A 24,788-nucleotide genomic window follows, 5' to 3' on the forward strand; every position below is an offset into this window, starting at 1 on the left:
GCGTCGCGCCGCGGCATTTCACGACGTATGGAGCCCTGGTTAGAACGCGGCCTGGAATTCGTTGCCATTGTTGTCGCGCAGCCACAGCTCGGCGTGCCGATTGCCGTTCAGATCGAAGCTCAGCGTCGGGTTCTCGCTGACCGCCGGAAACAGCTCGATGCGCCCCAACACCTGGCCGCCCTCCCCGCGCAGCTCGGCCTGTTCGATATAGAACTCGGGGATGCCGTCGACCAGGCCGTTGTCCATCGGGTGCGCGACCTGCAGGCGCAGGCGGCTGCCCTCGCCGCGCACGAAGCGCTTGCCCAGCACCTGGCCCAGGCGCTCTTCCCAACCGGCCTCGGCGCGCACCACGCTGGGCGCCGTGCAGCCGCCGCCCGCGGCTTCGATGCGGGCCGAACCGACATGCCAGAGGCCATCGTCGGTGAGCACCGCGGCGCGGATCGGCGTGGCCTGCTCGACGCGAATGCGGATGGCCAGGCTCGGCTCCAGCTGCGCGCCGGGGGTGAAATCGACAATTCGCGGGATGGGATTGAGTTCGGCCCAGGCCAGGATGCGCTTGACCTTGCCGCGGTAAGCGCTGGCGTCGATCTGGATCGGCACCTGGCGTGCATCCTCGGCAAAAGGCGGCACCTCGAGGCGAACCTTGTCGTCGAAGACGAAAGGCTCGCCATTCAGCAGGCGCTGGTGGTAGTAATCCCACATCACCGAGGTGACCGGATCGGCGGGCTGCGCCCGCGCTTCCCAGGCCCAGGCAAAGAGGGCCAGCAACACCAGGGTCCGCCAATCCATCGCCCACCTCCGGCTCGCGCCCTATTGGTACTGTTCAGGCTTCTCGTAGCGCAGCCCATAGCGCGCATAGAGACGCTCGAGCGAGCCATCGAGAATCAGGTTTTCCAGCTGTTCCTCGACCGCATAGGCCAGTTGCCGATTGCTTTCGTGCACCGCCATGCCGATCTCCCAGATCTGCCGGCCCATGTCCGGGTAGGCGTTCTCCGCCAGCGCCAGCTGCGGGTCGCCGGCTTCGTGCAGCAGCCAGTCCACCTCGCCACGCAGCGCCATCACCGCGTCCACCTCGCCGGCCCGCATGGCGGCGAAGGCCAGCTGCGGCGTCGGGTAGTGATGGGTCTGCTTGCCGAGCATGCCGCCCTGCACCGAGCTGAGGTAGAACGAGGGCACGCTCTCCACCTCCACCCCCACCGGATGTTGACGCAGCACGGCGATGCTCGGTACCTCGGCCAGCCGGCGGCGGTCATGCGCCAGTTGCCAGCGTTCGCGCTGGTAGGGGCCGAACATCACCACCAGTTCGTTGATCAGCTCGCCCAGCTCGTTACGCTTGTAGGAAAACTCGCGGTCGTAGGGCACGCGCAACATCAGGTCGGCCAGCTCACCCTGCGCGGTGACGCGGCCGCGCCAGATATAGTCGCGCAGGTCGTCGTCGAGCTTCTCGCCCGGCGGCGCCCAGATCAGCTCGAGTCGCAGCCCCAGGCCCTTGGCGAGCGCCTGCGCCAGCTCGTAGTCGACACCACGGGGCTGGCCGTCCTGCTCGTAGCTGTAGGGCGGGAAGTTCTGGTACAGCGCCACGCGCAGGGTGCCGGACTCGTTGATGTGATCGAAGTCGCGCACCTGCGCCTGCGCCGTGCCCAGGCACAGCAGCAGGCCGCACAACAGGATCAGCCGGCGCATGCTCCTAGAGATGGTGAAGAAATCGTCGCGAGCGAAGGCAGGTCGCGTTTCGCCGGAGCGCAGCAAGCGGAGTGTATTGAAATACATGAGCATTGCGAGCACCGCCGAAGCGCGACCTGCCGAGCGCAGCAGATTTATCATCAAGCTCTTACTCCTCGACGTGCACGCTCTCCAGGTAGGTACGCACCGCCCACAGGGCTTCCTGACTGAGGAAGTCGGCCATCTTCGGCATGTACACGCGGCCATCGCGCACCGCCCCGTTGATTACCCGCTCCTTGAACCATTCGTCACCCATGGCGCCCAGCTCGAGCAGGCGCAGGTCCGGGGCGATACCGCCGGATTTGGCTTCCAGGCCGTGGCAGGCGGCGCAATTCTGGTTGTAGGCCGAGGCGCCGATCTCGATGGCGCGCGGGTTGTCGCGGTAGGGGTTCTCCTCCAGCCATTCCTCGCCCAGCGGCTCCAGGCCTTCGGTGTTGACCGCCTGCGGTACCACGTCGCCATGCGCCCAGAGCTGGGTGGATGCGGCCAGCAGCACCAGGGCCAGGGTGGAATTGAGTTTCTTGTTCATGGCTAGGACCTCATCGAATGCACGCAAGACGGCTCGTACGGAGCTCGTGGGGCCATCTTAGAAAGGCCGCGCAAGACGCCGAATGCTGCTTTGGTGGTCGCGTTCTAATCCCTTGGTAGTAGGGCTTGTGAGGGGGTGTTGGCGATGCCTTGGAAGCAAGGCCAAGTCATGGGCCGATCGGGAAATCCTCCCGGCAAAGGCGGGAGTTTTTCCGTAGGCGCCAGGGTGGCCGGGTACCACCATCGACTTGCCACTGCGGCGATCACTTTCTTCAACGGGAAGCACAACCATGACAACAAGAAACCTACCCAGCACCCCGCGTCCCCTGGCGCTTGCCCTGATGCTGGCCGGCGGCCTGGCGCTGAGCCAGGGGCTGCAGGCCAAGCCGGTCACCTGGGACGACATCGCCAACGACCACCGCACCACCAGCAACGTGCTGCAGTACGGCATGGGCACCAACGCCCAGCGCTGGAGCCCGCTGGCTCAGGTGAACGCCGACAACGTGTTCAAGCTCGCCCCGGCCTGGAGTTACTCCTTCGGTGACGAGAAGCAGCGCGGCCAGGAGTCCCAGGCCATCATCCACGACGGCGTGGTCTACGTGACCGGCTCCTACTCGCGGGTGTTCGCCCTCGACGCCAAGACCGGCAAGCGCCTGTGGACCTACAGCCATCGCCTGCCCGACGACATCCGCCCCTGCTGCGACGTGGTCAACCGCGGCGCCGCCATCTACGGCGACAAGATCTACTTCGGCACCCTCGACGCCCGCGTAGTGGCGCTGAACAAGGACACCGGCAAGGTGGTCTGGAACAAGAAGTTCGGCGACCACGCCGCCGGCTACACCATGACCGGTGCGCCGACCATCGTGAAGGACGGCAAGAGCGGCAAGGTGCTGCTGATTCACGGCAGCTCCGGTGACGAGTTCGGCGTGGTCGGCAAGCTGTTCGCCCGCGACCCGGATACCGGTGAAGAAGTCTGGATGCGCCCCTTCGTCGAGGGCCATATGGGCCGCCTGAACGGCAAGGACAGCACCCCGACCGGCGACGTGAAAGCGCCGAGCTGGCCGGATGATCCCAACCACCCGACCGGCAAGAAGGAAGCATGGAGCCAGGGCGGCGGCGCGCCGTGGCAGAGCGCGAGCTTCGATGCCGAGACCAACACCATCATCATCGGCGCCGGCAACCCGGCGCCGTGGAACGGCTGGGCGCGTACCAGCGACGGTGGCGACCCCAAGGACTACGACAGCCTGTACACCTCGGGCCAGGTCGGTGTGGACGCGACCACCGGCGAGGTGAAGTGGTTCTACCAGCACACCCCCAACGATGCCTGGGACTTCTCCGGCAACAACGAGCTGGTGCTGTTCGACTACAAGGACAAGGACGGCAAGGTCACCAAGGCCACCGCCCACGCCGACCGCAACGGCTTCTTCTACGTGGTCGACCGCGCCAACGGCAAACTGAAGAACGCCTTCCCCTTCGTCGACAAGATCACCTGGGCCAGCCACATCGACCTGGAAACCGGTCGCCCGGTGGAAGTCGAAGGCCAGCGTCCGCCCAAGCCCAAGCCGGGCGAAAGCAAGGGTGAAGTGGTCGAGGTTTCCCCGCCCTTCCTCGGCGGCAAGAACTGGAACCCCATGGCCTACAGCCAGGACACCGGTCTGTTCTACGTCCCGGCCAACCACTGGAAGGAGGACTACTGGGCCGAGGAAGCCACCTACAAAAAAGGCTCCGCCTACCTGGGCATGGGCTTTCGCATCAAGCGTCTGTACGACGACCACGTCGGCATCCTGCGCGCGATGAACCCGACCACCGGCCAGGTCGCCTGGGAACACAAGGAGCGCCTGCCGCTGTGGGCCGGTGTCCTCGCCACCAAGGGCAACCTGGTGTTCACCGGCACCGGCGACGGCTACTTCAAGGCCTTCGACGCCAAGAACGGCAAGGAGCTGTGGAAGTTCCAAGTTGGCACCGGGATCATCTCCCCGCCCGTTACCTGGGAACAGGACGGCGAGCAGTACATCGGCGTGACCGCCGGTTACGGCGGCGCCGTACCGCTGTGGGGCGGCGACATGGCCGAGCTGACCAAGCCGGTCGCCCAGGGCGGTTCCTTCTGGGTGTTCAAGCTGCCGAGTTGGGACAAGGCCAGCGCCAAACGCTGATGGCCCAGCGCATGGCGCACCTCTGGGTGCGCCATGCGCTTTGGTCCGTAGGAGCGGCTTCAGCCGCGAATCAAGCGAATCAGACAATCCCCCCGAGGACTCGCCATGAACTACCTGCCTCTGCTTATCCCGGTGCTGCTACTGGTCATCGGCAGCCACGCCATCGGCGCCGAGAGCGACGGCGTGCCGCAGATCAACGGCTGCCGCATCGAACCCGACAGCCAATGCCCCAACGCCAACCTGCGCGGCGCCGACCTGCGCAACCTGGACATGCGCCGCATGAATCTTTCCGGCGCCGACCTGTCCGGCGCGGACCTGCGCCACGTCAACCTCGACCTGGCCAATCTGGAACAGGCCAAGCTGCGCGGCGCCAAGCTCAACCGCGCCAGCCTGCAACAGAGCAACCTGCGCCTGGCCGACCTGTCCGGCGCCAGCCTGGTGGCCATCAACGGCTGGGGCCTGTTCGCCCAGGCCGCGCAGTTCGAAGGCGCCGACATGCGCGCCGCCAACCTGGAGTTCGCCCGCCTCTCCGGCGCCAAGCTGCACAACGTCCAGCTGCAGGCCGCCAACCTGGAAATGACCTGGCTGAGCAAGGCCGACCTCAAGGGCGCACATCTGCAAGACGCCAACCTGCAGGAAGTGAAACTGGCCGGCTCCAATCTGGAGAACGCCAACCTCAGCGGCGCCCGCATCCGCTTCGGCAACTTTCAGGACGCCAATATGCCGGGGTGCGTGCAATGTCCGCAGGGCTGGGATTGAAACGCGACGCAACGCTAGGCTGGGTCAGTTTCTTGCGAGTGGGCTGGTCGGGTGCTTGGTGGACAAGCTTCGCGTTGTCCACTCTACTCAGCCCTTGCGCAGGGTGGATGACGCTTTTTTCATCCACCGCAGGCAAGAGAATGCCCGGGCTACTCGCTGGCGTTGCCTTGGCTCTCGAACAGATCGCGGGCAAGTCAGCTCCTAAAAAGCGGCAGATAATTACCCGCATGAGCCGCGGGGTTACCCCCAGACTTCATCCGTTACGAAACGGGCCGCTCGGCGAACTGCGGCAACTCATCATGGATCTCGTCCCATTCGGCCTTCGATGCAACGAAGATATGCGCATTGGGCCGGGAATCGCCGATGGGTGTATCGAGCGTGCCAACGCGCAGACGCAGAACGCCAGGCATGCTGTCGCGCTTGCTGACGATAGGTGAGCCGCACTCCCCGCAGAACAGTCGATGTACGCCCTCGGCGGTGCTGAACGACTTGAGCAAGGTCTGTCCCTGCGAGACCTCGAAATCGGCCTCCGCCACCGCGGCATTGACCGCAAAGGCCGAACCGTTGGCCTTGCGGCAACGGGCGCAATGACAGAACACTGCACTGCCAAGCTCGCCACGAATCAGATACTGAACGGAACCGCACAAACAACTGCCAGCGTGCATTGCGAACCTCACTACCATTGGGAGAATGCCAAATCAGGCGTGGGACTTTAGCCCGTTGCATGGCATCAAGTGAAGGACTCAACGAAGGCACCGGAGACGTAACCCGGACGAAATGCGAGAACTACCAGCCAAGACATCCCGGATTTCATCCGGGCTACACAACTGGGCCGGCGGTGACAGTGCGCTCAATTAACAGACAAGCCAATGCGGCCGCCCTCACCCTCTCAGGCACTCTCCAACCCCACCCTGACCACCCCACTGTCGATAGCCAGATGCACCAACTCGGCCTGCGAGGCGATCCGCAATTTGTTCTTTACCAAGGTCTGGTAGTTGGACAGGGTCTTGCCGCTGATGCACAGCTTCTCGGCGATCTGCCTCGGTGGCAGGCCGCGGGCGAGCATGACGAATATTTCGAACTCGCGCTGAGTCAGTTCGCGCAGGCGAGGGTCGAGGCCGTCGCTGCTGGTGGGGTTGCAGGCGAGCTGGGTGGCCAGTTGCTGTTCGATATAGGCGTGGCCGGCGGCGGTGCGGCGTACTGCCTCCACCAGCACTTCCGGCGACGAGTTCTTGGTCAGGTAGCCGATGGCGCCGGCGTCCAGCGCCTGGCGTACCAGGGGCAGTTCGTCGTGCATGCTGAAGAACAGCACGCGCAGTTGCGGCAGGCGCTGGCGCAGGCGGCGGGTGGTTTCCAGGCCGCTGATGCCGGGCAGGCCAATATCCATGATCACCAGGTTGGGTATCTCTTCCTGCACCCGCTGCAGGGCCTGTTCACCATCGCTGGCCTCGCGCAATTGCACCTCCGGCAACAGGGCACGCAGCAGGCTGGCGTAGCCCTGGCGCACCACGGCGTGATCGTCCACCAGTAGCACCTTCATCGCATCGCCTCCAGAGGAATGTTCAGGCACAGCGCCCAGCCCGCTTGCGGCCGGCTATGCAGGCGCAGTTCGCCACCGAGGCTGCGGCTGCGTTCACGCATCGAGCGCAGGCCGATGCCGGGGCGCAGCGGCAAAGCCGTACCGCGACCGTTGTCACGCACCAGCAGGCGCAGCCCCTGACCGCGTCGCTGCAAACGGATGCGCACTTCGCTGGCGTCGGCATGCCGGGCGACGTTGGTCAGCGCCTCCTGCACCAGCCGATAGAGATGGGCCTTGCTCGCCAGCGGCAAGCTCGGCAACTGCTCGCCCAGTTGCAAGCGGCAGCGAGTGCCTTGCGCCTGCTGCCAGTCGGCGGCCAGTTGCTGCAAGGCCGGGCCCAGTTCCAGGCGTTCCAGCACCACCGGATAGAGGTCGCGGATCAGGCGGCGAAAGCCCTGCTGCAGGCGCTCGCAGTTGTCGTCCAGCAGGCGCGCGGTGTCCTGCACCTGCTGCGGCCGCTCGGCGATCACCTTGAGCAGGCAGGCCTGGGCGCGGATACCACTGAGGTACTGGCCGAGGTCGTCGTGCAGGGTCTGGCCGAGGTGGGCGCGCTCGCGCTCCTGCAGCTCCAGCAGCGCCTGGGTCAGCTCGGCGTTGTCCGCCTGCACCTGCTGCAGGGTGGTGGCCATGGCGTTGAAGTGGCCGGCCAGGCGCTGCGCCTCGGCCAGGCCATGGTGGTGCAGGCGGGTGTCGAAGTGGCCGGCGCCGACCTGGCTCAGGGCGGCCAGCAGCTCGTCGAGCACGCGCAGGCCGCGGCGTACGGCGAAGCGAATGGTCAGCAGGCTCAGGGCCAGGGCGAAGGCGCTGAGCAGCAGCAGTTGCAGCAGCGAATCCTGGATTTCCTCGATCTCGTCGGACGGATCGAGGGCGATGCGCAGTTCGCGGCCATCGTCCAGCGGCCAGACGTCGGCCACCAGCAGGGTCGGCTCCAGCAGCTGCCGGGCGACCCACTGCGGCAGGCCGCTGCCCGTCTGCGGGTCGACCGGCTCGCCCGGGCGCAGCCAGTTCACGCGGATATGCCGCAGGTTGTCGGTCAGTTCGGGGCGCAGGCTGGCCGGGTTGTTGCGCGCCACTTCGCCCAGGTACTCGACCACCGCCTCGGCCGCCAGCAACTCGCGGCGCACATCGTGGCTGGCCTGGCGCAGCAGCAGCGCCAAGCCGGCCAGGGTCACCAGCGCGAACAGCAGGCTGACGCCGAAGTTGATGCGACCGAGGGCGGTCATCTACTTGACCACGAAATGACCGAGCATGCCCTTGCCTTCCAGGCCCTTGGCGTAGAAGCGGTATTTGCCCGGTTTGACCGGCAGGAAGAAGATCTCCGCCTCGCCGGCGTCCTCGAACTCCAGCTCGGTGAGGGTCACCGCCTTGATCTCCACGCCGCCGGCCTCGACCTTGCGCAGGTAGATGGACGTGGCGAACTCGGGCGCCTGGAAGGCGTACTCCTTTTGCCCGCTGGCGATGATCTTGAGCTGGTAGGCCTGGCCGGTCTGCAGCTGGTACTCGCGCTGCGACATGGCGTAGTCGCTTTCCTCGCTGCCCAGCACCAGGTCGGGCAAGGCGACCGGCCGGCGGGTCATATCGCCGGCGGCGTGCAGGCTGTCGACGCCGAGCAGGCTGAGGATCAGCAGCAGCGGCAGCGTAAGGACTTTGATAATGCGCATGGGGGTTCACCTGTTGTTTTTATGAGCCTGGTGACCATGCTAGGGAGCGGGCGACCTTTGCGGTTTACTACCTTGGTACCGGCGCACTGGTACTTTGGGCATATTTCCCGAGACGGGGGCTGTTCCTATGCTGGGGCCATCCGACCGGGAGCCGCCCCATGCGCCAGATTCGCCAGTCCGCCCTGCTAGTTCTCGCCCTGCTCTGCGCCGGCGCTGCCTGTGCCAGCGACCTGCAGATACGCATCGGCTACCTGGCCCACCTGCCGCCGCGCGGCCCGCTGCTGTCCAACGTCATCCCCGAACCAACCGATGCCGGCCGACGCGGCGCCGAGCTGGCGATCGCCGACAGCAACAGCACCGGGCGTTTTCTCAAGCAGAGCTACAGCCTCGAGGCAGCCGAGAGCGAGGATGCGGCGACTCTACTGACCACGGCCGATGACCTGCATGCGCAAGGCATTCGCCTATTTGTGGTCAACGCCCCCGCCGCGACCCTGCGCCAGCTCAGCCAGCGCCTGCCCGACAGCCTGCTGCTCAACGCCGGCAGCGCCGACGATGGCCTGCGCCGCGAACAGTGCCTGGGCAACCTGCTGCACACCCTGCCCAGCCGCGCCATGCTGGCCGATGCCCTGGCGCAGTTTCTCGCCGTGCGCAAATGGACGCGCTGGCTGCTGGTGACCGGCAATACCGAGGGCGACCTCGCCTACGCCGACGCGCTCAAGCGTGCGGCCAAGCGCTTCGGCCACAAAATCGTCGCGGAGAAGCCCTGGAGCTTCGACAACGACCAGCGCCGCAGCGCCCAGGCGGAGATGCCGCTGTTCACCCAGGCCAGCGAGTACGACGTGGTGCTGGTGGCCGACGAGCGCGGCGACTTCGGCGAGTACCTGCCCTACAACACCTGGTACCCGCGCCCGGTGGCCGGCACCCAGGGCCTGACCCCGACCGCCTGGCACAAGAGCGTGGAGACCTTCGGCGCCGCGCAACTGCAGAAGCGCTTCGAGGCACTGGCCGGGCGCTGGATGAACGACCGCGACTTCGCCGCCTGGATGGCTGTGCGCAGCCTGGCCACGGCCATCACCAAGCAGCGCGCCGCCGAGCCGCAGGCCATCCGCCGCCTACTGCTGAACGAACAACTGCCGCTGGACGGCTTCAAGGGCCGCAAGCTGAGCTTCCGCCCGTGGAACGGCGAGCTGCGCCAACCCATCCCACTGGTTCACCCGCGCGCCCTGGTCAGCACCTCACCGCAGGACGGCTTCCTGCATCCCAGCAACGAGATGGACAGCCTCGGCTACGACCGCCCGGAAGTGAGCTGCGACCTGGCCGGTAACGCGAATTGATGGTGCGCACCCGACCCTAGGGTGCGCCGTGCGCACCGGCAAAAAACCACATAAAAAGAGGATCAACCCCATGCGCCTTACCCGTCTCGCCTGCGCCGTCGCCTTCGGCCTGGCCTGCCACTCGGCCCTGGCCGCCACCGCCTATGTGTCCAACGAGAAGGACGACAGCATCAGCGTGATCGACCTGGACACGCTGGAGGTCACCGATACCCTGGCCGTCGGCATGCGCCCGCGCGGGCTGCTGCTCTCCTCCGACAACAAGCTGCTGTACATCTGCGCCAGCGATTCGGACCGGGTGCAGGTGATGGACCTGGCCACGCGCCAGATCGTCAAGGAGCTGCCCTCCGGCGCCGACCCCGAGCAGTTCGCCCTGCACCGCAACGACCGCTGGCTGTACATCTCCAACGAGGACGATGCGCTGGTCACCGTGGTCGACACCCAGAGCGACGAGGTGCTGGCGCAGATCGAGGTGGGCGTCGAGCCCGAAGGCATGGCGGTCAGCCCGGACGGCAAGTGGGCGGTCAACACCAGCGAGACCACCAACATGCTGCACTGGATCGACACCAGCACCCAGCAACTGGTGGACAACACATTGGTCGACCAGCGCCCGCGCCATGTCGAGTTCGACCAGGACGGCAAGCGCCTGTGGGCCTCGGCCGAGATCGGCGGCACGGTCACGGTGATGGACGTCGAGGCGCGCGAGATCCTCAAGGTGCTGCGCTTCGCGATCAAGGGCGTGCACCCGGACAAGGTGCAGCCGGTGGGGGTCAAGCTCAGTGACGACGGCAAGTACGCCTTCGTCGCCCTCGGCCCGGCCAACCACGTGGCGGTGGTCGATGCGCAGAGCTACGAGGTGCTCGACTACCTGCTGGTGGGCCGGCGCGTCTGGCATATGGCCTTTACCCCGGACCAGCAGCGCCTGCTGACCACCAACGGGGTCAGCGGCGATGTGTCGGTGATCGATGTCGACTCGCTCAAGGTGAGCAAGTCGATCAAGGTCGGCCGCTATCCCTGGGGCGTGGTGGTGACGCCATGAACGCCCTGCAGGTGAGCGGCGTCGGCTTCGCCTACGGGGCGCGCCAGGCGCTGAACGACCTGGCCTTCGAGCTGGCACCCGGACGCTTCGCCGCCCTGCTCGGCCCCAACGGCGCCGGCAAGTCCACCCTGATCGCCCTGCTCACCCGCCTGTATGAGCTGCAGCAGGGCGACATCCGCATCTTCGGTCACAGCCTGCGCGATGAGCCACGCCAGGCGCTGCGCCAGCTTGGCGTGGTGTTCCAGCAAAGCACGCTGGATCTAGACCTGTCGGTGCAGCAGAACCTCGCCTACCACGCCGCCCTGCACGGCATGCCCAGGCGCCAGGCGCAGGCGCGTATCGACGAAGAGCTGCTGCGCCAGGATCTCGCCGAGCGTCGTCACGACAAGGTGCGCACGCTCAATGGCGGCCACCGCCGCCGCGTGGAGATCGCCCGCGCCCTGCTGCACCAGCCGCGCCTGCTGCTGCTCGACGAGGCCAGCGCCGGGCTCGATCCGGCCAGCCGCCAGGCCCTCGGCCGGCATGTGCGCAACCTGTGCCGCGAGCAGGGCCTGAGCGTGCTGTGGACCACCCACCTGCTGGACGAGATCGAGCCCGCCGACGAGCTGCTGATCCTGCATCGCGGCGAGCCCGTGGCCCGCGGCAAGGCCGCCGAGTTCGGCGACCTGGCCACCAGCTTCGCCCGCCTGACCGGCGACGAGGCCCTCGGCCGCGGCTATGTGCGCGAGGCGATTCGGCCGAACCTGGACGCCCAGTCCCCTAGGAGCGGCTTCAGCCGCGAACATCTCGCCGAGGAACCACAAGCATGAGCGCCTACTGGTACTGCCTGCGCGGCATCGTCCTGCGCGAATGGCTGCGCTTCATCCTGCAGCGCTCGCGCTTTCTCAGCGCCCTGGTGCGGCCGCTGCTGTGGCTGTTGGTATTCGCCGCCGGTTTCCGGGCGGCGCTGGGCATCGCCATCATCGAGCCCTACGACACCTACATCACCTACGACACCTACATAGTGCCCGGCCTGGCCTGCATGATCCTGCTGTTCAACGGCATGCAGGGCTCGCTGGCGATGGTCTACGACCGCGAGATGGGCAGCATGCGCGTGCTGCTCACCAGCCCGCTGCCGCGCGCCTTCCTGCTCGCCGCCAAGCTGCTGGCCACGGCGCTGATCTCGCTGCTGCAGGTCTATGCCTTTCTGGCCATCGCCTGGGTCTACGGCGTGCAGCCGCCAGCCTGGGGCCTGCTCGCCGCCCTGCCGGCGCTGCTCTTGGTGGCGCTGCTGCTCAGTGCCCTGGGCCTGCTGCTGTCCAACGGCATCCGTCAGCTGGAGAATTTCGCCGGGGTGATGAATTTCGTCATCTTCCCGCTGTTCTTCCTCTCGTCCGCGCTCTACCCGCTGTGGAAGATGCGTGAATCCAGCGAGTGGCTGTACTGGCTGTGCGCGCTCAACCCCTTCACCCATGCCGTGGAGCTGGTGCGCAACGCCCTGTACCTGCGCCTGCACCTCGATGCGCTGCTGATCTGCAGCGGCCTGACCCTGCTGCTGACGCTGCTCGCCGTGGCCAGCTTCAACCCGCAGCACGCGGCGCTGCGCAAGGCCGGTTGAGCCACCTTCTGGCCGCTGGCCATTACGACTTCTACTACTTTGGTACTGCTTTTGCTCTCCATCGTAGAATTTCCAACGCAGCAGTCCGGGCCTCTAATACCTGCATAAAAAGAACAGAGGCCCACGGTCATGAAACACTGCCTTGCCCTGCACGCGGGGCTGCTCCTCGGCACCAGCCTGCTAGCGCCCGTGACGCTGGCCGAGGTCGCCCTGTTCGCCGCCGACGGCTATCGCCAGACGCAATACCGCAGCCCCACCCCGGCCGCCCTCGACGGCGCGCGCACCCTCGACACCCCGGCCCTGCAGCGCCTGCTGCGCGAACAGCCGCACACCCGCCTGATCGACGTCTACCGCCGCACCTGGTTGAACGGTCGCTTCGTCGAGGACGAGGCCCACGCCAACCTGCCCGGCAGCCTGTGGCTGGCCAACACCGGCGACGGCCGGCTCGAGCCGCGCTGGCAGCGCTACTTCGAGCTGCACCTGCGCAACGCCAGCCAGGGCGACCCGGACTGGCCGCTGGTGTTCTACTGCCGCTCCGACTGCTGGCTGAGCTGGAACGCCACGCGCCGCGCCTACCGCCTGGGCTACCGCCAGCTGTACTGGTACCGTGACGGCATCGACGCCTGGGAGCAGGCCGGCCTGCCCCTGGTGCCCGCCCAGCCAGCCGAACTGCCCGGCGCTTTCTTCATCCCCAACGCCGCACCATAATCACAACAACGAGGTGAAAGGCCATGTACAAGATTCTGATTGCCGACGACCACCCGCTGTTTCGCGAGGCCATCCACAACGTCATCGCCGACGGCTTCCCCGGCAGCGAGATCATGGAAACCGCCGACCTGGACAGCGCCCTGGAACTGACCCAGGCGCACGACGATCTCGACCTGATCCTGCTCGACCTGAACATGCCCGGCATGCACGGTCTGGGCGGGCTGATGAACCTGCGCAACGAGGCGCCTACCATCCCGGTGGTGATCGTCTCCGCCGAGCAGGACAAGCAGATCGTGCTGCAGGCCATCACCTACGGCGCGGTGGGCTTCATCACCAAGTCCTCGCCGCGGGCGCAGATGACCGAGGCCATCGCGCAGATCCTCGACGGCAACGTCTACCTGCCGCCGGACATCATCCGCTCGCAGAAGAGCGGCGGCCACCGCCACCACACCGACCACCACAGCATCCCGCCGGAGCTGCTGCAGGCGCTGACACGCAAGCAGCTGCTGGTGCTCGAACGCATGACCAAGGGCGAGTCGAACAAGCAGATCGCCTACAGCCTGGATATCGCCGAAACCACGGTCAAAGCCCATGTCTCGGCGATCCTGCGCAAGCTGGGCGTGCACAACCGGGTGCAGGCCATTCTCTCCGCCGGCGACATCGACTTCGCCGCCTACCTGCGCCGCTGATCCGCGGCGTCAGCACGCCCTAACACCTGATGGCCCGGAGGCAATCCGGGGACGCTTCCTGCCCCGCTGGTCGCTCGCGGATGGCATCCGGGCTACGAAACGGCCGGCTCCTCGTCGATCATCCGCAGCGGCGCCCAGCGGCGCAGCAGCAGGTACAGGGTGGGAATCACGTAGAGGGTGAAGAAGGTGCCGACCAGCAGCCCGCCGACTATTACCAGGCCGATCTGCTGGCGACTCTCGGCGCCGGCGCCGGTCGCGATGGCCAGCGGCAGCGAACCGAGGACCATGGCCCCGGTGGTCATCAGGATCGGCCGCAGGCGCTGCACCGACGCCTCGATCACCGCGGCGCGCAGCTCCTTGCCCTCGCGCAGCAGGTGATTGGCGAACTCGACGATGAGGATGCCGTGCTTGGTGATCAAGCCGATCAGGGTCACCAGGCCGATCTGCGAGTAGATGTTCAGGGTGCCGCCGAACAGGGTCAGGGCGAGCAAGGCGCCGGCCATCGACAGCGGCACGCTGAACAGGATGATCAGGGGGTCGCTGAAGCTCTCGAACTGTGCCGCCAGCACCAGGAAGATGAAGGCCAGGGCCAGGGCGAAGATCAGCGCGATGCCGGCGCTGGATTCCTTGAAGTCGCGCGAGGTGCCGGTGTAGTCGTACTGGGTGTCGGGCGGGAATACCTCGCGCGCGGCAGCCTCCAGATGGTCCAGCGCCTCGCCCAGGGTGTAACCGCTGCCGACGTTGGCGGTGACGGTGACCGCGCGCAGCTGGTTGAAGTGGTTGAGTTCGCGCGGCGCCACGGTCTCGCGCACCGAGATCAGGTTGGACAGCTGCACCATGCCGCCCTCGCGATCGCGCACGTAGACCCGATCCAGGTCCTGCGGGTTGCTGCGGTCGATGTCCTGCAACTGCACCAGCACGTCGTACTGCTCGCCGCTCTGCTTGAAGCGGGTCACCTGGCGGCTGCCGAACAGGCTTTCCAGGCTGCGGCCGATCAGCGCCACATCGGTGCCCACCGCCACCGCCTGCTCGCGATTGACCGCCACCTTGAGCTGCGGCGTGTTGAGCTTGAGGTCGCTGTCCAGGCTCTCCAGCCCCGGATAGTCGCGCACCCGCTCGAGCAGCTGCTCGACGTAGCCCTGCAGCTCGGCGTACTCCATCGACGAGCGGATCACCAGGTTGATCGGCTGGTTGCGCGCGCTCTGCCCCAGGGGCGGGCGGTTGACCGGGAACACGCGCATGCCGGCGATATCCTGCAGCTTGGGCAGCAGCTCGTTGCGGATCTCGAACTGGCTGCGGCTGCGATCCGCCCAGTCCTCCAGCTTCATGAAGGAAATGCCCTGGGCCACCGTGGGGAAGCCGGCGATGACCATGTAGCGGTTGGTTTCCGCGATGCTCGCGTAGGCGGCCTCCACCTCCCGCGCGTAGCGCGCGGTGTAGTCGATGGTGGCGCCGTCCGGGCCGTTGAACACCCCGACTATGGTGCCGGTGTCCTCGGTCGGCGCCAGCTCCGAACGCAGCCCGTTGAACAGCCAGGCGCAGACCACGAAGGCCAGCAGCAGCACGCCGAGCACCAGCGGCCAGGTACGCAGGGCACTATCGAGGCTGTGCTTGTAGCTGTAGGTGACAGCGTTGAGGAAGTTCTCGATCAGGTTGTACAGCCGGCTGTGGCGCTCGCCGGCCTGGTGCGGCTTGAGCAGCACCGCGCACATCATCGGCGTCAGGGTCAGGGCGACGAAACCGGACACCAGCACCGCGCCGGCCAGGGTCCAGGCGAACTCGGTGAAGAGTTTCCCCGTGGTGCCCTGCATGAAGCCGATCGGGGCGAACACCGCGGCCAGGGTCAGGGTCATGGCGATCACCGCGAAGGCGATCTCGCGGCTGCCCTTGAACGCCGCCTGCATGGGTTTCATCCCCGCCTCGATATGGCGGTGGATGTTCTCCAGCATGACGATGGCATCGTCCACCACCAGGCCGATGGCCAGCACCATGGCCAGCAGGGTCAGGGTGTTGATGGAAAAGCCCATCAGGCTCATCAGGGCGAAGGCGCCGATCAGCGACACCGGGATGGTCACCAGCGGGATGATGGTGGCGCGCAGCGAACGGAGGAAGATGAAGATGATCAGGATGACCAGCCCCACCGCTTCCCAGATGGTGATGAAGACGTTGTCGATGGACTCGCGGATGAACAGCGAGTTGTCGTTGGCCACCGTCATGTGCATGCCCTCGGGCAGCAGCGCACGGATCTCCGGCAGGGCCGCCTCGAGGCCGGCGGAGATGTCCAGCGGGTTGGCCGTGGCCTGCTTGATCATGCCCATGGACACCGCCGGGCGACCGTTGAAGCGCACCACGCTGCGCTCGTCGCGCGCGCCGATTTCGGCATGGCCGACGTCGGCCAGGCGCAGCAGGTAACCCTGCGAATCGTCGAGAATCAGCTCGTTGAACTGCTCGGGCGTGCTCAGGTCGGTTTCCGACAGCACGGTGAACTCGCGCTCGCGCGATTCGATGCGCCCGGCAGGAATCTCCACGTTCTGCCGGCGCAGGGCGTCTTCCACGTCCTGCACCGTGAGGTTGTGCGCGGCGAGCTTCTCCGGGTCGAGCCAGATGCGCATGGCGAAGGTGCGTGCGCCGCGAATCTGCACCTCGGACACGCCGGGAATGGTCTGCAGGCGATCCTTGATCACCCGCTCCAGCACGTCGGTGATCTCCATGGCGTTGTAGCGGTCGCTGTAGGTGGCAATCCAGATCACCGGCTGGGCGTCGGCCTCGACCTTCTGCACTATGGGCTCGTCGATCTCGTCGGGCAGCAGACCGCGCACCCGGCCGAGACGGTCGCGTACGTCGTTGGCCGCCTCGTCGGCATTGCTGCCGAGGCGGAACTGGGCGGTGATCTGGGTATTTTCCGAGCGGCTGATGGAGCTGACGAAATCCAGCCCCTCGATGCCGGACAGCACGTCCTCGATCGGCTGCGCCACCTGCGACTCCATGATCTCCGGGCTGGCGCCGGGGTAGATCACGTTCACCGTGACGATGGGTACGTCGATATTGGGGTATTCGCGCACGCTGAGGCGGTCGTAGGCCATCAGCCCGAGCAGCACCACGATCAGCGACAGCACGGTGGCGAACACCGGCCGGCGGATGCAGATATCGGAGAGGATCACCGCTAGCGCTCCCCGCTCTTGCTGCGCACCGCCAGGCCCGGGCGCACCTTCTGCCAGCCAGCGCTGATCACCGTCTCGTCGCCTTCGAGGCCTTCGCGCACCTCCACCAGGCCGTCGAAACGCTTGCCCAGGCGCACTTCGCGCTGCTCGACGCTGCCGTCCACCACCAGGTTGACCAGCAGCTGCTCGCCCACCGGCATCACCGCCTCCTCGGGAATCACCAGCGCCTCGGGGCGCTCGGCGAGGATCACCGAGACGCGGACGAACTGGCCGGGGCGCAGACGGCGGTCGTCGTTGCCGATATGGGCGCGGATCGCCTGGCTGCGGCCGACTTCGTCCAGACGCGGGTTGATGGCGAAGATCTCGCCCTGGAAGCGCTCGCCCGGATAGGTGTCCAGGCTGATTTCCACCGTCTGCCCCAGGCGTACCTGGGCCACGGCCTTCTGCGGGATGCGGAAGTCGACCTTCAGCGGGTCGAGCACTTCCAGGTTGACGATGTTCTGCCCGGCGCTGAGGTAGTCGCCGACGCTGGCCTGGCGCAGGCCGAGCACGCCGTCGTAGGGCGCCTTGATCTGGGTCTTGTCGAGCCGCGCCTGGGCCAGCGCCTGGCTGGCGCGGGCGGCCTGCAACTGGCTCTGCGCCTCGTCGAGGGCCTGGGCATTGCTGGCGCCGCGCTGGAACAGCATCTGCGCGCGCTGGTAGTTCTTCTCGGCGAGGTCGAGGTTGGCGCGCGCCTGGGCCAGCTCGGCACGGGCGATGGCATCGTCGAGGCTGACCAGCAGGTCGCCGGCGGTCACCGCCTGGCCCTCGCGAAAATGCAGGCCGGCCAGACGCCCTTCGATTTCCGGGCGGATCATCACCGACTCGTCGGAGCGCAGCGAGCCGAAGGTGATCAGCTCGTCGCGCACCGCCATCTGCTTGACCGGCACCACTTCCACCACCGGTCCATCGGCGGCCAGCACCTGACCGGCCAGCAGCGCCGACAACAGCAGTGGCAGGGAACGCAGCAGCACGGCCATATACAACCCCTCTTGTATGTATAAGCCGAGTCTAACCTTCTGCTCCCTCAATGACAGCGGGGCAAGATATTTCCCTATGTTTTTACGGCCTGCCATCCCTGGCGGCCTGGGGCCTCGCCAGGCGCGGCCCAGCGCTTCTGGCGAAATCCTTACTGACGCATGCCGCGGCCGCTGACCAGCAGGCGAATGCACAGGGTGTACAGCACCGCAGTGGCCAGCAGCATGAAACCGATGGCCACGCCGATGCGGATGTCCGACACGCCGAGGATGCCGTAGCGGAAGGCGTTGACCATATGCAGGATCGGGTTGCCCATCGACACCGCCTGCCAGAACGGCGGCAACAGGGTGATCGAATAGAACACCCCGCCCAGGTAGGTCAAAGGCGTGAGGACGAAGGTGGGGATGATCGAGATGTCGTCGAAGTTGCGCGCGAACACCGCGTTGACGAAGCCGCCCAGGGAGAAGATGGTCGCGGTCAGCAGCACCACCAGCACCGTCACGCCCAGGTGGTGCACCTGCAGGTGGGTGAAGAACAGCGACAGCAGGGTGACGATGAAGCCCACCGCCAGGCCGCGCAGCACGCCGCCGACGACGAAGCCGACGAGGATGGTGTGCGGCGACACCGGCGACACTAGCAGCTCCTCGACGTTGCGCTGGAACTTGCTGCCGAAGAAGCTCGACACCACGTTGCCGTAGCTGTTGGTGATCACCGACATCATGATCAGCCCCGGCACTATGTACTCCATATAGCTGAAGCCGCCCATGTCGCCGATCTGCCGGCCGATCAGGTTGCCGAAGATGACGAAGTACAGAACCATGGTGATCGCCGGCGGCAGCAGGGTCTGCGGCCAGATGCGCAGGAAACGGCGCACCTCGCGGTGGACGATGGTGCGCAGGGCCACCAGGTTGGCGGCGAATTCGCTGTTGAGGTACTGGGTATTCATGGCGCCACCTTGGCCAGGTTCTTTTCCACCAGGGAGACGAACAGCTCCTCCAGGCGATTGGTCTTGTTGCGCAGGCTGAGCACCTCCACCTGCTGCTGCGCCAACTGCTGGAACAGCGCATTGAGGCCCTGGCTCTTCTCCACCTGCACCTCCAGGGTGTGGTCGTCGAGCAGCCGCGCCGGGTAGCCCTGCAGCTGCGGCGCCACCGCGTGGGTGTCCTTGAGGTCGAGCAGGAAGGTCTCGACGTGCAGCTTCTTCAGCAGGTCCTTCATGCTGCTGTGTTCGACGATGCGGCCGTGGTCGATGATGCCGATGTGGCGGCACAGCTGCTCGGCCTCCTCCAGGTAGTGGGTGGTGAGGATGATGGTGATGCCCTGCTGGTTCAGCTCGGTGAGAAAGCTCCACATCGAGCGGCGCAGCTCGATGTCCACCCCGGCGGTGGGTTCGTCGAGGATCAGCAGGCGCGGCTGGTGCACCAGCGCGCGGGCGATCATCAGGCGGCGCTTCATGCCACCGGACAGCTCGCGCGAGGCAACGTTGCGCTTGTCCCACAGGCCCAGCTGGGTCAGGTACTGCTCGGCGCGTGCCTTGGCGATGCTGCGCGGAATGCCGTAGTAGCCGGCCTGGGTGACGACGATGTCGAACACCTTCTCGAACTGGTTGAAGTTGAATTCCTGCGGCACCACGCCCAGGCAGCGCTTGAGCGCCGACGGCTCGCGGTCGAGGTCGTGGCCGAACACCTCGACCGTGCCGCCGCTCTTGTTCACCAGGGTGGAGAGGATGCCGATGGTGGTGGACTTGCCGGCGCCGTTGGGGCCGAGCAAGGCGAAGAAGTCGCCTTCGGCGACGTCCAGGTCGATGCCGTGCAGAGCCTGGAAGCCGTTGCCATAGGTCTTGGTCAACTGGCGGATGGTCAGGGCGGAGCTCATGAAAATGGGGTTTCCCGCGCTAGGGTGGAGTCAGCATAGATGGGGGTAGGGGCGACGATTTGCAACCGGTTGTTGCGGCCATCGGCGCATGCCGACCTGCACCCTACCCAGGCCGACGCGCGGAGAAAAGCCCGCCCTGGCGATCTTGACTATCGATTCAGTCGATAGCAGCCGCCTCGGCCTGCATGTCGCCGCTCATGAATGCCGCGTCGGCGGCGAACAGATGCGGATAGCAGCGCTGCAGGTGGTCGAAGAACAGCTGCTCGGGCAAGTCGGCGAACTGGCCGTGATCGACCAGGTACTCCATATAGCGCTCGCCCTTGTCGTTATAGGGATGGAAGACGCTGTCGTGGACACCGTCGAACTCCAGCGGCGCCACCTTGAACACCCGGCACAGCGCCTCGTTGAAGGCCGGCGTGGCCTTGACCCAGCGCCCGTCCAGATACAGCTCGGTGTAGCCGTGCATGGCGAACACCTCGCTGCGCAGCAACTGCAGCAGGCGCGGCGTCGACAGGTGATTGCGCACGTCGGCCAGGCCGATGCGCGCCGGGATACCGCAATGCCGCGCGCAGGCCGCCAGCAGGTTGGCCTTGGGCACGCAGTAGGACTCGCCGGCGAGCAGCGCGTGGCTGGCCTTCAGCGTCTGCGGCTCGCGGCTGAACACATAGGGGTTGTAGCGGACCTGGTCGCGCACCGCGCGGTACAGCGCCACGGCCTGGTCGCGCGGATCGCGCCCGGCGCCGCGCCAACGCTCGGCGAACTCGATTAGCGCAGGGTGGTCACTGTCAATGAAGCGGCCGGGTTGCAGGTAAGTCTGCATGGGTCGTGCTCCCAAGGGTTTGCCCCAGTCTAAGCGCGCCGATCGCGCCATAAAAACGGCGATCCGGCCAAGCTGCCCCGCCTTGCCGCCAATTCGCGACTAAGCTCGTGGCGTCGTCCGCTGTCACTCATGGAGGAACACACATGCTCGTTATCTGGTTACTGGTCCTGCTGCTCGGCGTGGCCTACCTGGCCCACAGCCGCAGCGCCGCCCTGCCCGCGCTGGGCATCACCGCCGCCTACCTGCTGGCCATGGCGCTGCTGAGCCCGGTGCCGGGCTGGTTGCAACTGCTGCTGTGGGCGCTCACCGGTGCCGTGGCGGCCTTCGTGCTGCTGGTCGATCTGCGCCGCCAGCTGTTCAGCGGCCCGCTGTTCGCCTGGTTCCAGCGTGTGCTGCCGCCGATGTCGGATACCGAGCGTGACGCCATTGAGGCCGGCACCGTGTGGTGGGACGGCGAGCTGTTCAGCGGCCGCCCCGACTGGGACAAGCTGCTGGCCTACCCCAAGGCGCAGCTGACGGACGAGGAACAGGCCTTTATCGACGGCCCCACCGAAGAACTCTGCGCCCTGGTCAACGACTGGCAGGTCGGCCAGCAGCTGGACCTGCCGGAAAAAGCCTGGCAGCACATCAAGCAGCACGGCTTCTTCGCCCTGATCATCCCCAAGCAATACGGCGGCAAGGGTTTCTCCGCCTACGCCCACTCGCAGGTGGCGATGAAACTGGCCACCCGCTGCGGCGACCTGGCCTCCACCGTGATGGTGCCCAACTCCCTGGGCCCGGCCGAACTGCTGCTGCACTACGGCACCGATGCGCAGCGCCAGCACCATCTGCCGCGCCTGGCCAGCGGCGAGGACATTCCCTGCTTCGCCCTCACCGGCCCGCTGGCCGGCTCCGACGCCGGCGCCATGCCGGACACCGGCATCGTCTGCAAGGGCCAGTGGCACGGCGAGGAAGTCATCGGCCTGCGCCTGAACTGGGAGAAGCGCTACATCACCCTGGCGCCGGTGGCCACCCTGCTCGGCCTGGCCTTCAAGGCCTATGACCCCGAGCACCTGCTGGGCGAAGAGGAAGACCTCGGCATCAGCCTGGCGCTGGTGCCCACCGACACCCCCGGGGTGGAGATCGGCCGTCGCCATCTGCCGCTGGGCGCTGCCTTCATGAACGGGCCGAACAGCGGCAAGGACGTGTTCATCCCGCTCGATTACCTGATCGGCGGCCAGGAGTACCTGGGCAAGGGCTGGATGATGCTGATGAACTGTCTGTCGGTCGGTCGTTCCATTTCCCTGCCCGCCGGCGGCACCGGTGCGGCCAAGCTCGCCAGCCTGGTCAGCGGCCAGTACAGCCAGATCCGCGAACAGTTCGGCGTGCCGCTGGCCGCCTTCGAAGGCATTCAGGAGGCCCTGGCGCGCATCGGCGGCAACACCTGGCTGATGGACAGCGCGCGCATCCTCACCGCCGGTGCCGTCGACCTCGGCGAGAAGCCCTCGGTGCTGTCGGCCATCCTCAAGTATCACCTCACCGAACGCGGCCGCGAGTGCGTCAGCCACGCCATGGACCTGCACGGCGGCAAGGGCATCATCATGGGCCCGAGCAACTACCTGGGCCGCGCCTGGCAAGGCGCGCCGATCTCCATCACCGTGGAAGGCGCCAACATCCTCTCGCGCAACCTGATGATCTTCGGCCAGGGCGCCATCCGCTGCCATCCCTACGTGCTCGCGGAAATGGCCCTGGCCGGGCGCGACGACAAGGACCAGGCGCTGGCCGAGTTCGATGCCCTGCTGCTGCGCCATATCGGCTTCGCCGTCGGCAACGCCGCCAGCAGCCTGCTGCTCGGCCTGAGCCTGGGGCGCTTCGGCCAGGCCCCCGGCGACAACCTCAGCCAAGCCTACTTCCGCGCCCTCGGCCGCCTGGCCGCGGCCTTCGCCCTGTGCGCCGACAGCAGCATGATGCTGCTGGGCGGCGAGCTGAAGCGCCGCGAACGCCTGTCCGCGCGCCTGGGCGATGCGCTCAGCCACCTCTACCTGGGCTCGGCGGCGCTCAAGCGCTACCACGACCTGGACTACCCGCAAGCCGTGCAGCCGCTGGTGCGCTGGGCCATGGAGGAAAACCTGTTCCACGCCGAACGGGCCCTGGCCGAGCTGCTGGCCAACTTCCCCAATCGCGCCTTCGGCTGCCTGCTCAAGATCCTGGTGTTCCCCCTCGGCCGCCGTCACCGCGGCCCGAGCGACGCGCTGGACGCCGAAGTGGCGGCGATTCTCGGCCGTCCGGCCGGCGATCCGGCGCTGGAGGCGCTGCTTGCCGGCTGCTACCGGCCGCAAGCCGAGCAGGATGCGGTCGGCGCCCTGCAACACGCGCTGCAGCTGATCGACGCCAGCCGCGATGCGCGCAAACGCCTGCAGCAGGCGCTCAAGGACGGCAGCCTGCAACCGGCCCCCGGCCAGGATGCCATCACCGCGGCCATCGCCACCGGCCTGCTCGACGGCGAGGCGGGCCAGCGCCTGCAGGCCGCCGAAGCGGCGCGCCGGCGGGTGATCGACGTCGACGACTTCGCCAAGGAGGAACTCAAGCTCGGCCGCGGCAAGGTGCGCTAACACCCTACCCCGGATGCAATCCGGGAGAGATGTGCAGGATTTCCCGGATTTCATCCGGGCTACGCATACAGCGACCACGGCCCGGTGAAACGGGACAGCGGGCGCCAGGCTCTCTATACTCCTGCGCCCGTTTTACCCAACAGGAATCGCACCATGGCCAGCCACCTCGAACACCACCTCGCCCTGCTCAACCATCTGCGCGGCATCCTGGTCGCCCTGGGCGAAGCCGAGCAGGTCCTGGACGACAGCCACGCGCTGTTTCTCGAGCGCTACGACGAGCTGCTCGCCGAGCTGCCGCGCGACCCGATGTCCAGCCAGTACCTGGGCCAGGACCTGATCAGCCAGATCTTCCATCGCTACCCGCAGATCGCCCACCTGGTGCCGCGCGACCTGCTGTGGTTCTTCGGCGGCGACTGCCTGCACTTCATGCCCGACGAGGAAATCGCCCTGTACCAGGCCCTCGACGAGCGCCGCTTCGAGGCCGAGCAGAACGACGAGCCGTTCGACTGGAACCAGGAAAAGCAGCTGCTGGCCCTGTCCACCGACAGCCCCAGGCACTGAATCGCCCCTTTCACGCGCCATCAAGGAACTGGAGTCAGGGTTGGAGCGCTACGGGCGCATTTAAAAGTACCCGTTCGAGGGCATATGATTGAGCGAGGGAGCCTACATGCAAGCTACAGCGCAGCCACGGTGACACCACACCGGGTGCGGTCAGCAGACTGGGAGGCATTACTTGAAACGCACAACTGATATGCCCGCTAGCGTCATCGCAACACTCACCTACCTGGTCAAGCACGATGCGAAGCCCTATGTGCACACCGAGGCGCTGACCGGCGACAGCGAACCGCACTATTTTGCCGAGCAGGAGGAGCGCGAGGTCACGATACACAACGGTCGTCCGTTGGCAGACAGCCTTTCTCTGGACAAGCAGGGCTTTGAATTCCATCGCCGGGATACGCTGGTCGCCGACCTCTACGACGATACCTCGGTGGAAAACCTCTACTACGACGAGGTCAAGGCCTTGATCATGGAGTTGACGGGCGCGAGTCGGGTCGTCGTCTTCGACCACACCAGGCGCAGCGACGCCGAGCGGCGGGATATTCGTGGGCCAGCCAGCCGTGTGCACAATGACTACACCGAGCGCTCGGGGCCTGAGCGTGTCCGCGACGTGCTGGGCGGGGATCAGGCCGCCGCACTGGCAGCGATGCCAGTGGCTCAGATCAACCTCTGGCGCCCGATGAGCGGGCCCGTCAAGCGCTCGCCGCTGGCCGTGCTGGACGCCTCGACGCTAGACCCCAATGACCTGCTGGCCACCGACCTGGTCTATCCGGATCGGATCGGTGAGATCTACCACCTGGCCTACAATCCGCACCAGCGCTGGTACTATTTTCCGGACATGCGCCGTGACGAAGTCTTGCTGATCAAGGGGTATGACTCGCGTCACGACGGCCGTGCCCGCTTCACCCCCCACACCGCCTTCCAGGATCCCAATACGCCGCCGGGAGCCCCGCCGCGCGAGAGTATCGAGGTTCGCACCCTGGCCTTCTTTGACTAGGTC

Annotated in this window: 23 protein-coding genes; 11 read left to right on the forward strand and 12 right to left on the reverse strand. The window is 66.5% G+C overall.

What is annotated here, in order from left to right; translation table 11 throughout:
* Positions 1 to 39 precede the first annotated feature (39 nt).
* The 3 genes from AC1G9C_RS13570 to pedF form a co-directional block, all read right to left on the reverse strand.
* Entirely contained in the window at positions 40 to 789 is a 750-nt protein-coding gene (locus AC1G9C_RS13570) for a quinoprotein dehydrogenase-associated SoxYZ-like carrier (protein ID WP_480407836.1), read from the reverse strand.
* A 21-nt stretch (positions 790 to 810) separates the two neighbouring features.
* Positions 811 to 1,683, reverse strand: coding sequence for a substrate-binding periplasmic protein (locus AC1G9C_RS13575; protein WP_480407837.1), 873 nt, complete (start codon positions 1,681 to 1,683; stop codon positions 811 to 813).
* A 148-nt stretch (positions 1,684 to 1,831) separates the two neighbouring features.
* Positions 1,832 to 2,251 (reverse strand): cytochrome c-550 PedF, encoded by a 420-nt coding sequence (gene pedF, locus AC1G9C_RS13580; protein WP_480407838.1) that lies wholly within the window; start codon positions 2,249 to 2,251, stop codon positions 1,832 to 1,834.
* Between the two features lie 289 nt (positions 2,252 to 2,540).
* Here pedF and exaA point away from each other — a divergent pair, with 289 nt between their 5' ends.
* Entirely contained in the window at positions 2,541 to 4,403 is a 1,863-nt protein-coding gene (exaA, locus tag AC1G9C_RS13585; protein ID WP_480407839.1) for a quinoprotein ethanol dehydrogenase, read from the forward strand.
* Positions 4,404 to 4,508: 105 nt separating this feature from the next.
* Positions 4,509 to 5,162 (forward strand): pentapeptide repeat-containing protein, encoded by a 654-nt coding sequence (locus AC1G9C_RS13590; protein WP_480407840.1) that lies wholly within the window; start codon positions 4,509 to 4,511, stop codon positions 5,160 to 5,162.
* A gap of 260 nt (positions 5,163 to 5,422) precedes the next feature.
* Here the strand turns inward: AC1G9C_RS13590 and AC1G9C_RS13595 are convergent, their stop codons facing one another.
* The 4 genes from AC1G9C_RS13595 to AC1G9C_RS13610 all read right to left on the reverse strand — a co-directional run bounded on the left by AC1G9C_RS13595 (position 5,423) and on the right by AC1G9C_RS13610 (position 8,402).
* Positions 5,423 to 5,827: a GFA family protein gene (locus tag AC1G9C_RS13595; protein ID WP_480407841.1), complete on the reverse strand. Its 405-nt coding sequence runs from the start codon at positions 5,825 to 5,827 to the stop codon at positions 5,423 to 5,425.
* A 224-nt stretch (positions 5,828 to 6,051) separates the two neighbouring features.
* Complete coding sequence (locus AC1G9C_RS13600) at positions 6,052 to 6,702, reverse strand: response regulator transcription factor (protein ID WP_480407842.1); 651 nt, start codon at positions 6,700 to 6,702, stop codon at positions 6,052 to 6,054.
* A complete protein-coding gene (locus tag AC1G9C_RS13605; RefSeq protein ID WP_480407843.1) occupies positions 6,699 to 7,964 on the reverse strand; it encodes a HAMP domain-containing sensor histidine kinase in 1,266 nt (421 codons plus the stop codon). Before AC1G9C_RS13605 ends, AC1G9C_RS13600 begins: the two co-directional genes overlap by 4 nt.
* Positions 7,965 to 8,402: a cupredoxin domain-containing protein gene (locus AC1G9C_RS13610; RefSeq protein WP_480407844.1), complete on the reverse strand. Its 438-nt coding sequence runs from the start codon at positions 8,400 to 8,402 to the stop codon at positions 7,965 to 7,967. It abuts the gene before it with no gap.
* A 158-nt stretch (positions 8,403 to 8,560) separates the two neighbouring features.
* On the opposite strand from AC1G9C_RS13610, the gene AC1G9C_RS13615 reads away from it, so the two are divergent.
* The 6 genes from AC1G9C_RS13615 (at position 8,561) to AC1G9C_RS13640 (ending at position 13,766) form a co-directional block, all read left to right on the forward strand.
* Positions 8,561 to 9,736: an ABC transporter substrate-binding protein gene (locus AC1G9C_RS13615; protein ID WP_480407845.1), complete on the forward strand. Its 1,176-nt coding sequence runs from the start codon at positions 8,561 to 8,563 to the stop codon at positions 9,734 to 9,736.
* A 70-nt stretch (positions 9,737 to 9,806) separates the two neighbouring features.
* Positions 9,807 to 10,772, forward strand: coding sequence for a YVTN family beta-propeller repeat protein (locus AC1G9C_RS13620; RefSeq protein ID WP_480407846.1), 966 nt, complete (start codon positions 9,807 to 9,809; stop codon positions 10,770 to 10,772).
* Positions 10,769 to 11,581, forward strand: a complete 813-nt coding sequence (locus tag AC1G9C_RS13625; protein ID WP_480407847.1) for an ABC transporter ATP-binding protein — start codon at positions 10,769 to 10,771, stop codon at positions 11,579 to 11,581. The genes AC1G9C_RS13620 and AC1G9C_RS13625 overlap by 4 nt, the downstream gene beginning before the upstream one ends.
* Positions 11,578 to 12,369, forward strand: coding sequence for an ABC transporter permease (locus AC1G9C_RS13630; protein WP_480407848.1), 792 nt, complete (start codon positions 11,578 to 11,580; stop codon positions 12,367 to 12,369). Before AC1G9C_RS13625 ends, AC1G9C_RS13630 begins: the two co-directional genes overlap by 4 nt.
* 129 nt (positions 12,370 to 12,498) lie before the next feature.
* Positions 12,499 to 13,077 carry a PQQ-dependent catabolism-associated CXXCW motif protein gene (locus AC1G9C_RS13635; protein ID WP_021442088.1) on the forward strand — a complete coding sequence of 193 codons (579 nt, stop codon included), beginning with the start codon at positions 12,499 to 12,501 and terminating at the stop codon, positions 13,075 to 13,077.
* A gap of 23 nt (positions 13,078 to 13,100) precedes the next feature.
* Positions 13,101 to 13,766 (forward strand): response regulator transcription factor, encoded by a 666-nt coding sequence (locus AC1G9C_RS13640; RefSeq protein ID WP_021442089.1) that lies wholly within the window; start codon positions 13,101 to 13,103, stop codon positions 13,764 to 13,766.
* A 92-nt stretch (positions 13,767 to 13,858) separates the two neighbouring features.
* On the opposite strand, the gene AC1G9C_RS13645 is transcribed toward AC1G9C_RS13640, so the two are convergent.
* The 5 genes from AC1G9C_RS13645 to AC1G9C_RS13665 form a co-directional block, all read right to left on the reverse strand.
* Positions 13,859 to 16,927: an efflux RND transporter permease subunit gene (locus AC1G9C_RS13645; protein ID WP_480407849.1), complete on the reverse strand. Its 3,069-nt coding sequence runs from the start codon at positions 16,925 to 16,927 to the stop codon at positions 13,859 to 13,861.
* Between the two features lie 2 nt (positions 16,928 to 16,929).
* Positions 16,930 to 17,946 carry an efflux RND transporter periplasmic adaptor subunit gene (locus tag AC1G9C_RS13650; RefSeq protein WP_480407850.1) on the reverse strand — a complete coding sequence of 339 codons (1,017 nt, stop codon included), beginning with the start codon at positions 17,944 to 17,946 and terminating at the stop codon, positions 16,930 to 16,932.
* A 149-nt stretch (positions 17,947 to 18,095) separates the two neighbouring features.
* Positions 18,096 to 18,890 carry an ABC transporter permease gene (locus AC1G9C_RS13655; protein ID WP_021442092.1) on the reverse strand — a complete coding sequence of 265 codons (795 nt, stop codon included), beginning with the start codon at positions 18,888 to 18,890 and terminating at the stop codon, positions 18,096 to 18,098.
* Positions 18,887 to 19,819 (reverse strand): ABC transporter ATP-binding protein, encoded by a 933-nt coding sequence (locus tag AC1G9C_RS13660; RefSeq protein ID WP_122107062.1) that lies wholly within the window; start codon positions 19,817 to 19,819, stop codon positions 18,887 to 18,889. The genes AC1G9C_RS13655 and AC1G9C_RS13660 overlap by 4 nt, the downstream gene beginning before the upstream one ends.
* 157 nt (positions 19,820 to 19,976) lie before the next feature.
* Positions 19,977 to 20,639 (reverse strand): transglutaminase-like domain-containing protein, encoded by a 663-nt coding sequence (locus AC1G9C_RS13665; RefSeq protein WP_480407851.1) that lies wholly within the window; start codon positions 20,637 to 20,639, stop codon positions 19,977 to 19,979.
* 143 nt (positions 20,640 to 20,782) lie between these two features.
* Here AC1G9C_RS13665 and AC1G9C_RS13670 point away from each other — a divergent pair, with 143 nt between their 5' ends.
* The 3 genes from AC1G9C_RS13670 to AC1G9C_RS13680 all read left to right on the forward strand — a co-directional run bounded on the left by AC1G9C_RS13670 (position 20,783) and on the right by AC1G9C_RS13680 (position 24,785).
* A complete protein-coding gene (locus AC1G9C_RS13670; RefSeq protein WP_480407852.1) occupies positions 20,783 to 23,230 on the forward strand; it encodes an acyl-CoA dehydrogenase in 2,448 nt (815 codons plus the stop codon).
* 153 nt (positions 23,231 to 23,383) lie between these two features.
* On the forward strand, positions 23,384 to 23,791 hold the full coding sequence (locus AC1G9C_RS13675; protein WP_480407853.1) for a PA2817 family protein: 408 nt from the start codon (positions 23,384 to 23,386) through the stop codon (positions 23,789 to 23,791).
* A 172-nt stretch (positions 23,792 to 23,963) separates the two neighbouring features.
* The gene (locus AC1G9C_RS13680) at positions 23,964 to 24,785 is read left to right on the forward strand and encodes a CmcJ/NvfI family oxidoreductase (protein ID WP_457787362.1); all 822 of its coding nucleotides are present in this window, start codon (positions 23,964 to 23,966) and stop codon (positions 24,783 to 24,785) included.
* The last annotated feature ends 3 nt before the right edge of the window (positions 24,786 to 24,788 follow it).

The sequence above is a fragment of the Pseudomonas sp. ABa2 genome (genome assembly GCF_056676075.1).

Bases quoted from the DNA above. Each gene is read 5' to 3' on its own strand.
- AC1G9C_RS13570 (WP_480407836.1), bottom strand. From the start codon at position 789: ATGGATTGGCGGACCCTGGTGTTGCTGGCCCTCTTTGCCTGGGCCTGG.
- AC1G9C_RS13575 (WP_480407837.1), bottom strand. From the start codon at position 1,683: ATGCGCCGGCTGATCCTGTTGTGCGGCCTGCTGCTGTGCCTGGGCACG.
- pedF (WP_480407838.1), bottom strand. From the start codon at position 2,251: ATGAACAAGAAACTCAATTCCACCCTGGCCCTGGTGCTGCTGGCCGCA.
- exaA (WP_480407839.1), top strand. From the start codon at position 2,541: ATGACAACAAGAAACCTACCCAGCACCCCGCGTCCCCTGGCGCTTGCC.
- AC1G9C_RS13590 (WP_480407840.1), top strand. From the start codon at position 4,509: ATGAACTACCTGCCTCTGCTTATCCCGGTGCTGCTACTGGTCATCGGC.
- AC1G9C_RS13595 (WP_480407841.1), bottom strand. From the start codon at position 5,827: ATGCACGCTGGCAGTTGTTTGTGCGGTTCCGTTCAGTATCTGATTCGT.
- AC1G9C_RS13600 (WP_480407842.1), bottom strand. From the start codon at position 6,702: ATGAAGGTGCTACTGGTGGACGATCACGCCGTGGTGCGCCAGGGCTAC.
- AC1G9C_RS13605 (WP_480407843.1), bottom strand. From the start codon at position 7,964: ATGACCGCCCTCGGTCGCATCAACTTCGGCGTCAGCCTGCTGTTCGCG.
- AC1G9C_RS13610 (WP_480407844.1), bottom strand. From the start codon at position 8,402: ATGCGCATTATCAAAGTCCTTACGCTGCCGCTGCTGCTGATCCTCAGC.
- AC1G9C_RS13615 (WP_480407845.1), top strand. From the start codon at position 8,561: ATGCGCCAGATTCGCCAGTCCGCCCTGCTAGTTCTCGCCCTGCTCTGC.
- AC1G9C_RS13620 (WP_480407846.1), top strand. From the start codon at position 9,807: ATGCGCCTTACCCGTCTCGCCTGCGCCGTCGCCTTCGGCCTGGCCTGC.
- AC1G9C_RS13625 (WP_480407847.1), top strand. From the start codon at position 10,769: ATGAACGCCCTGCAGGTGAGCGGCGTCGGCTTCGCCTACGGGGCGCGC.
- AC1G9C_RS13630 (WP_480407848.1), top strand. From the start codon at position 11,578: ATGAGCGCCTACTGGTACTGCCTGCGCGGCATCGTCCTGCGCGAATGG.
- AC1G9C_RS13635 (WP_021442088.1), top strand. From the start codon at position 12,499: ATGAAACACTGCCTTGCCCTGCACGCGGGGCTGCTCCTCGGCACCAGC.
- AC1G9C_RS13640 (WP_021442089.1), top strand. From the start codon at position 13,101: ATGTACAAGATTCTGATTGCCGACGACCACCCGCTGTTTCGCGAGGCC.
- AC1G9C_RS13650 (WP_480407850.1), bottom strand. From the start codon at position 17,946: ATGGCCGTGCTGCTGCGTTCCCTGCCACTGCTGTTGTCGGCGCTGCTG.
- AC1G9C_RS13655 (WP_021442092.1), bottom strand. From the start codon at position 18,890: ATGAATACCCAGTACCTCAACAGCGAATTCGCCGCCAACCTGGTGGCC.
- AC1G9C_RS13660 (WP_122107062.1), bottom strand. From the start codon at position 19,819: ATGAGCTCCGCCCTGACCATCCGCCAGTTGACCAAGACCTATGGCAAC.
- AC1G9C_RS13665 (WP_480407851.1), bottom strand. From the start codon at position 20,639: ATGCAGACTTACCTGCAACCCGGCCGCTTCATTGACAGTGACCACCCT.
- AC1G9C_RS13670 (WP_480407852.1), top strand. From the start codon at position 20,783: ATGCTCGTTATCTGGTTACTGGTCCTGCTGCTCGGCGTGGCCTACCTG.
- AC1G9C_RS13675 (WP_480407853.1), top strand. From the start codon at position 23,384: ATGGCCAGCCACCTCGAACACCACCTCGCCCTGCTCAACCATCTGCGC.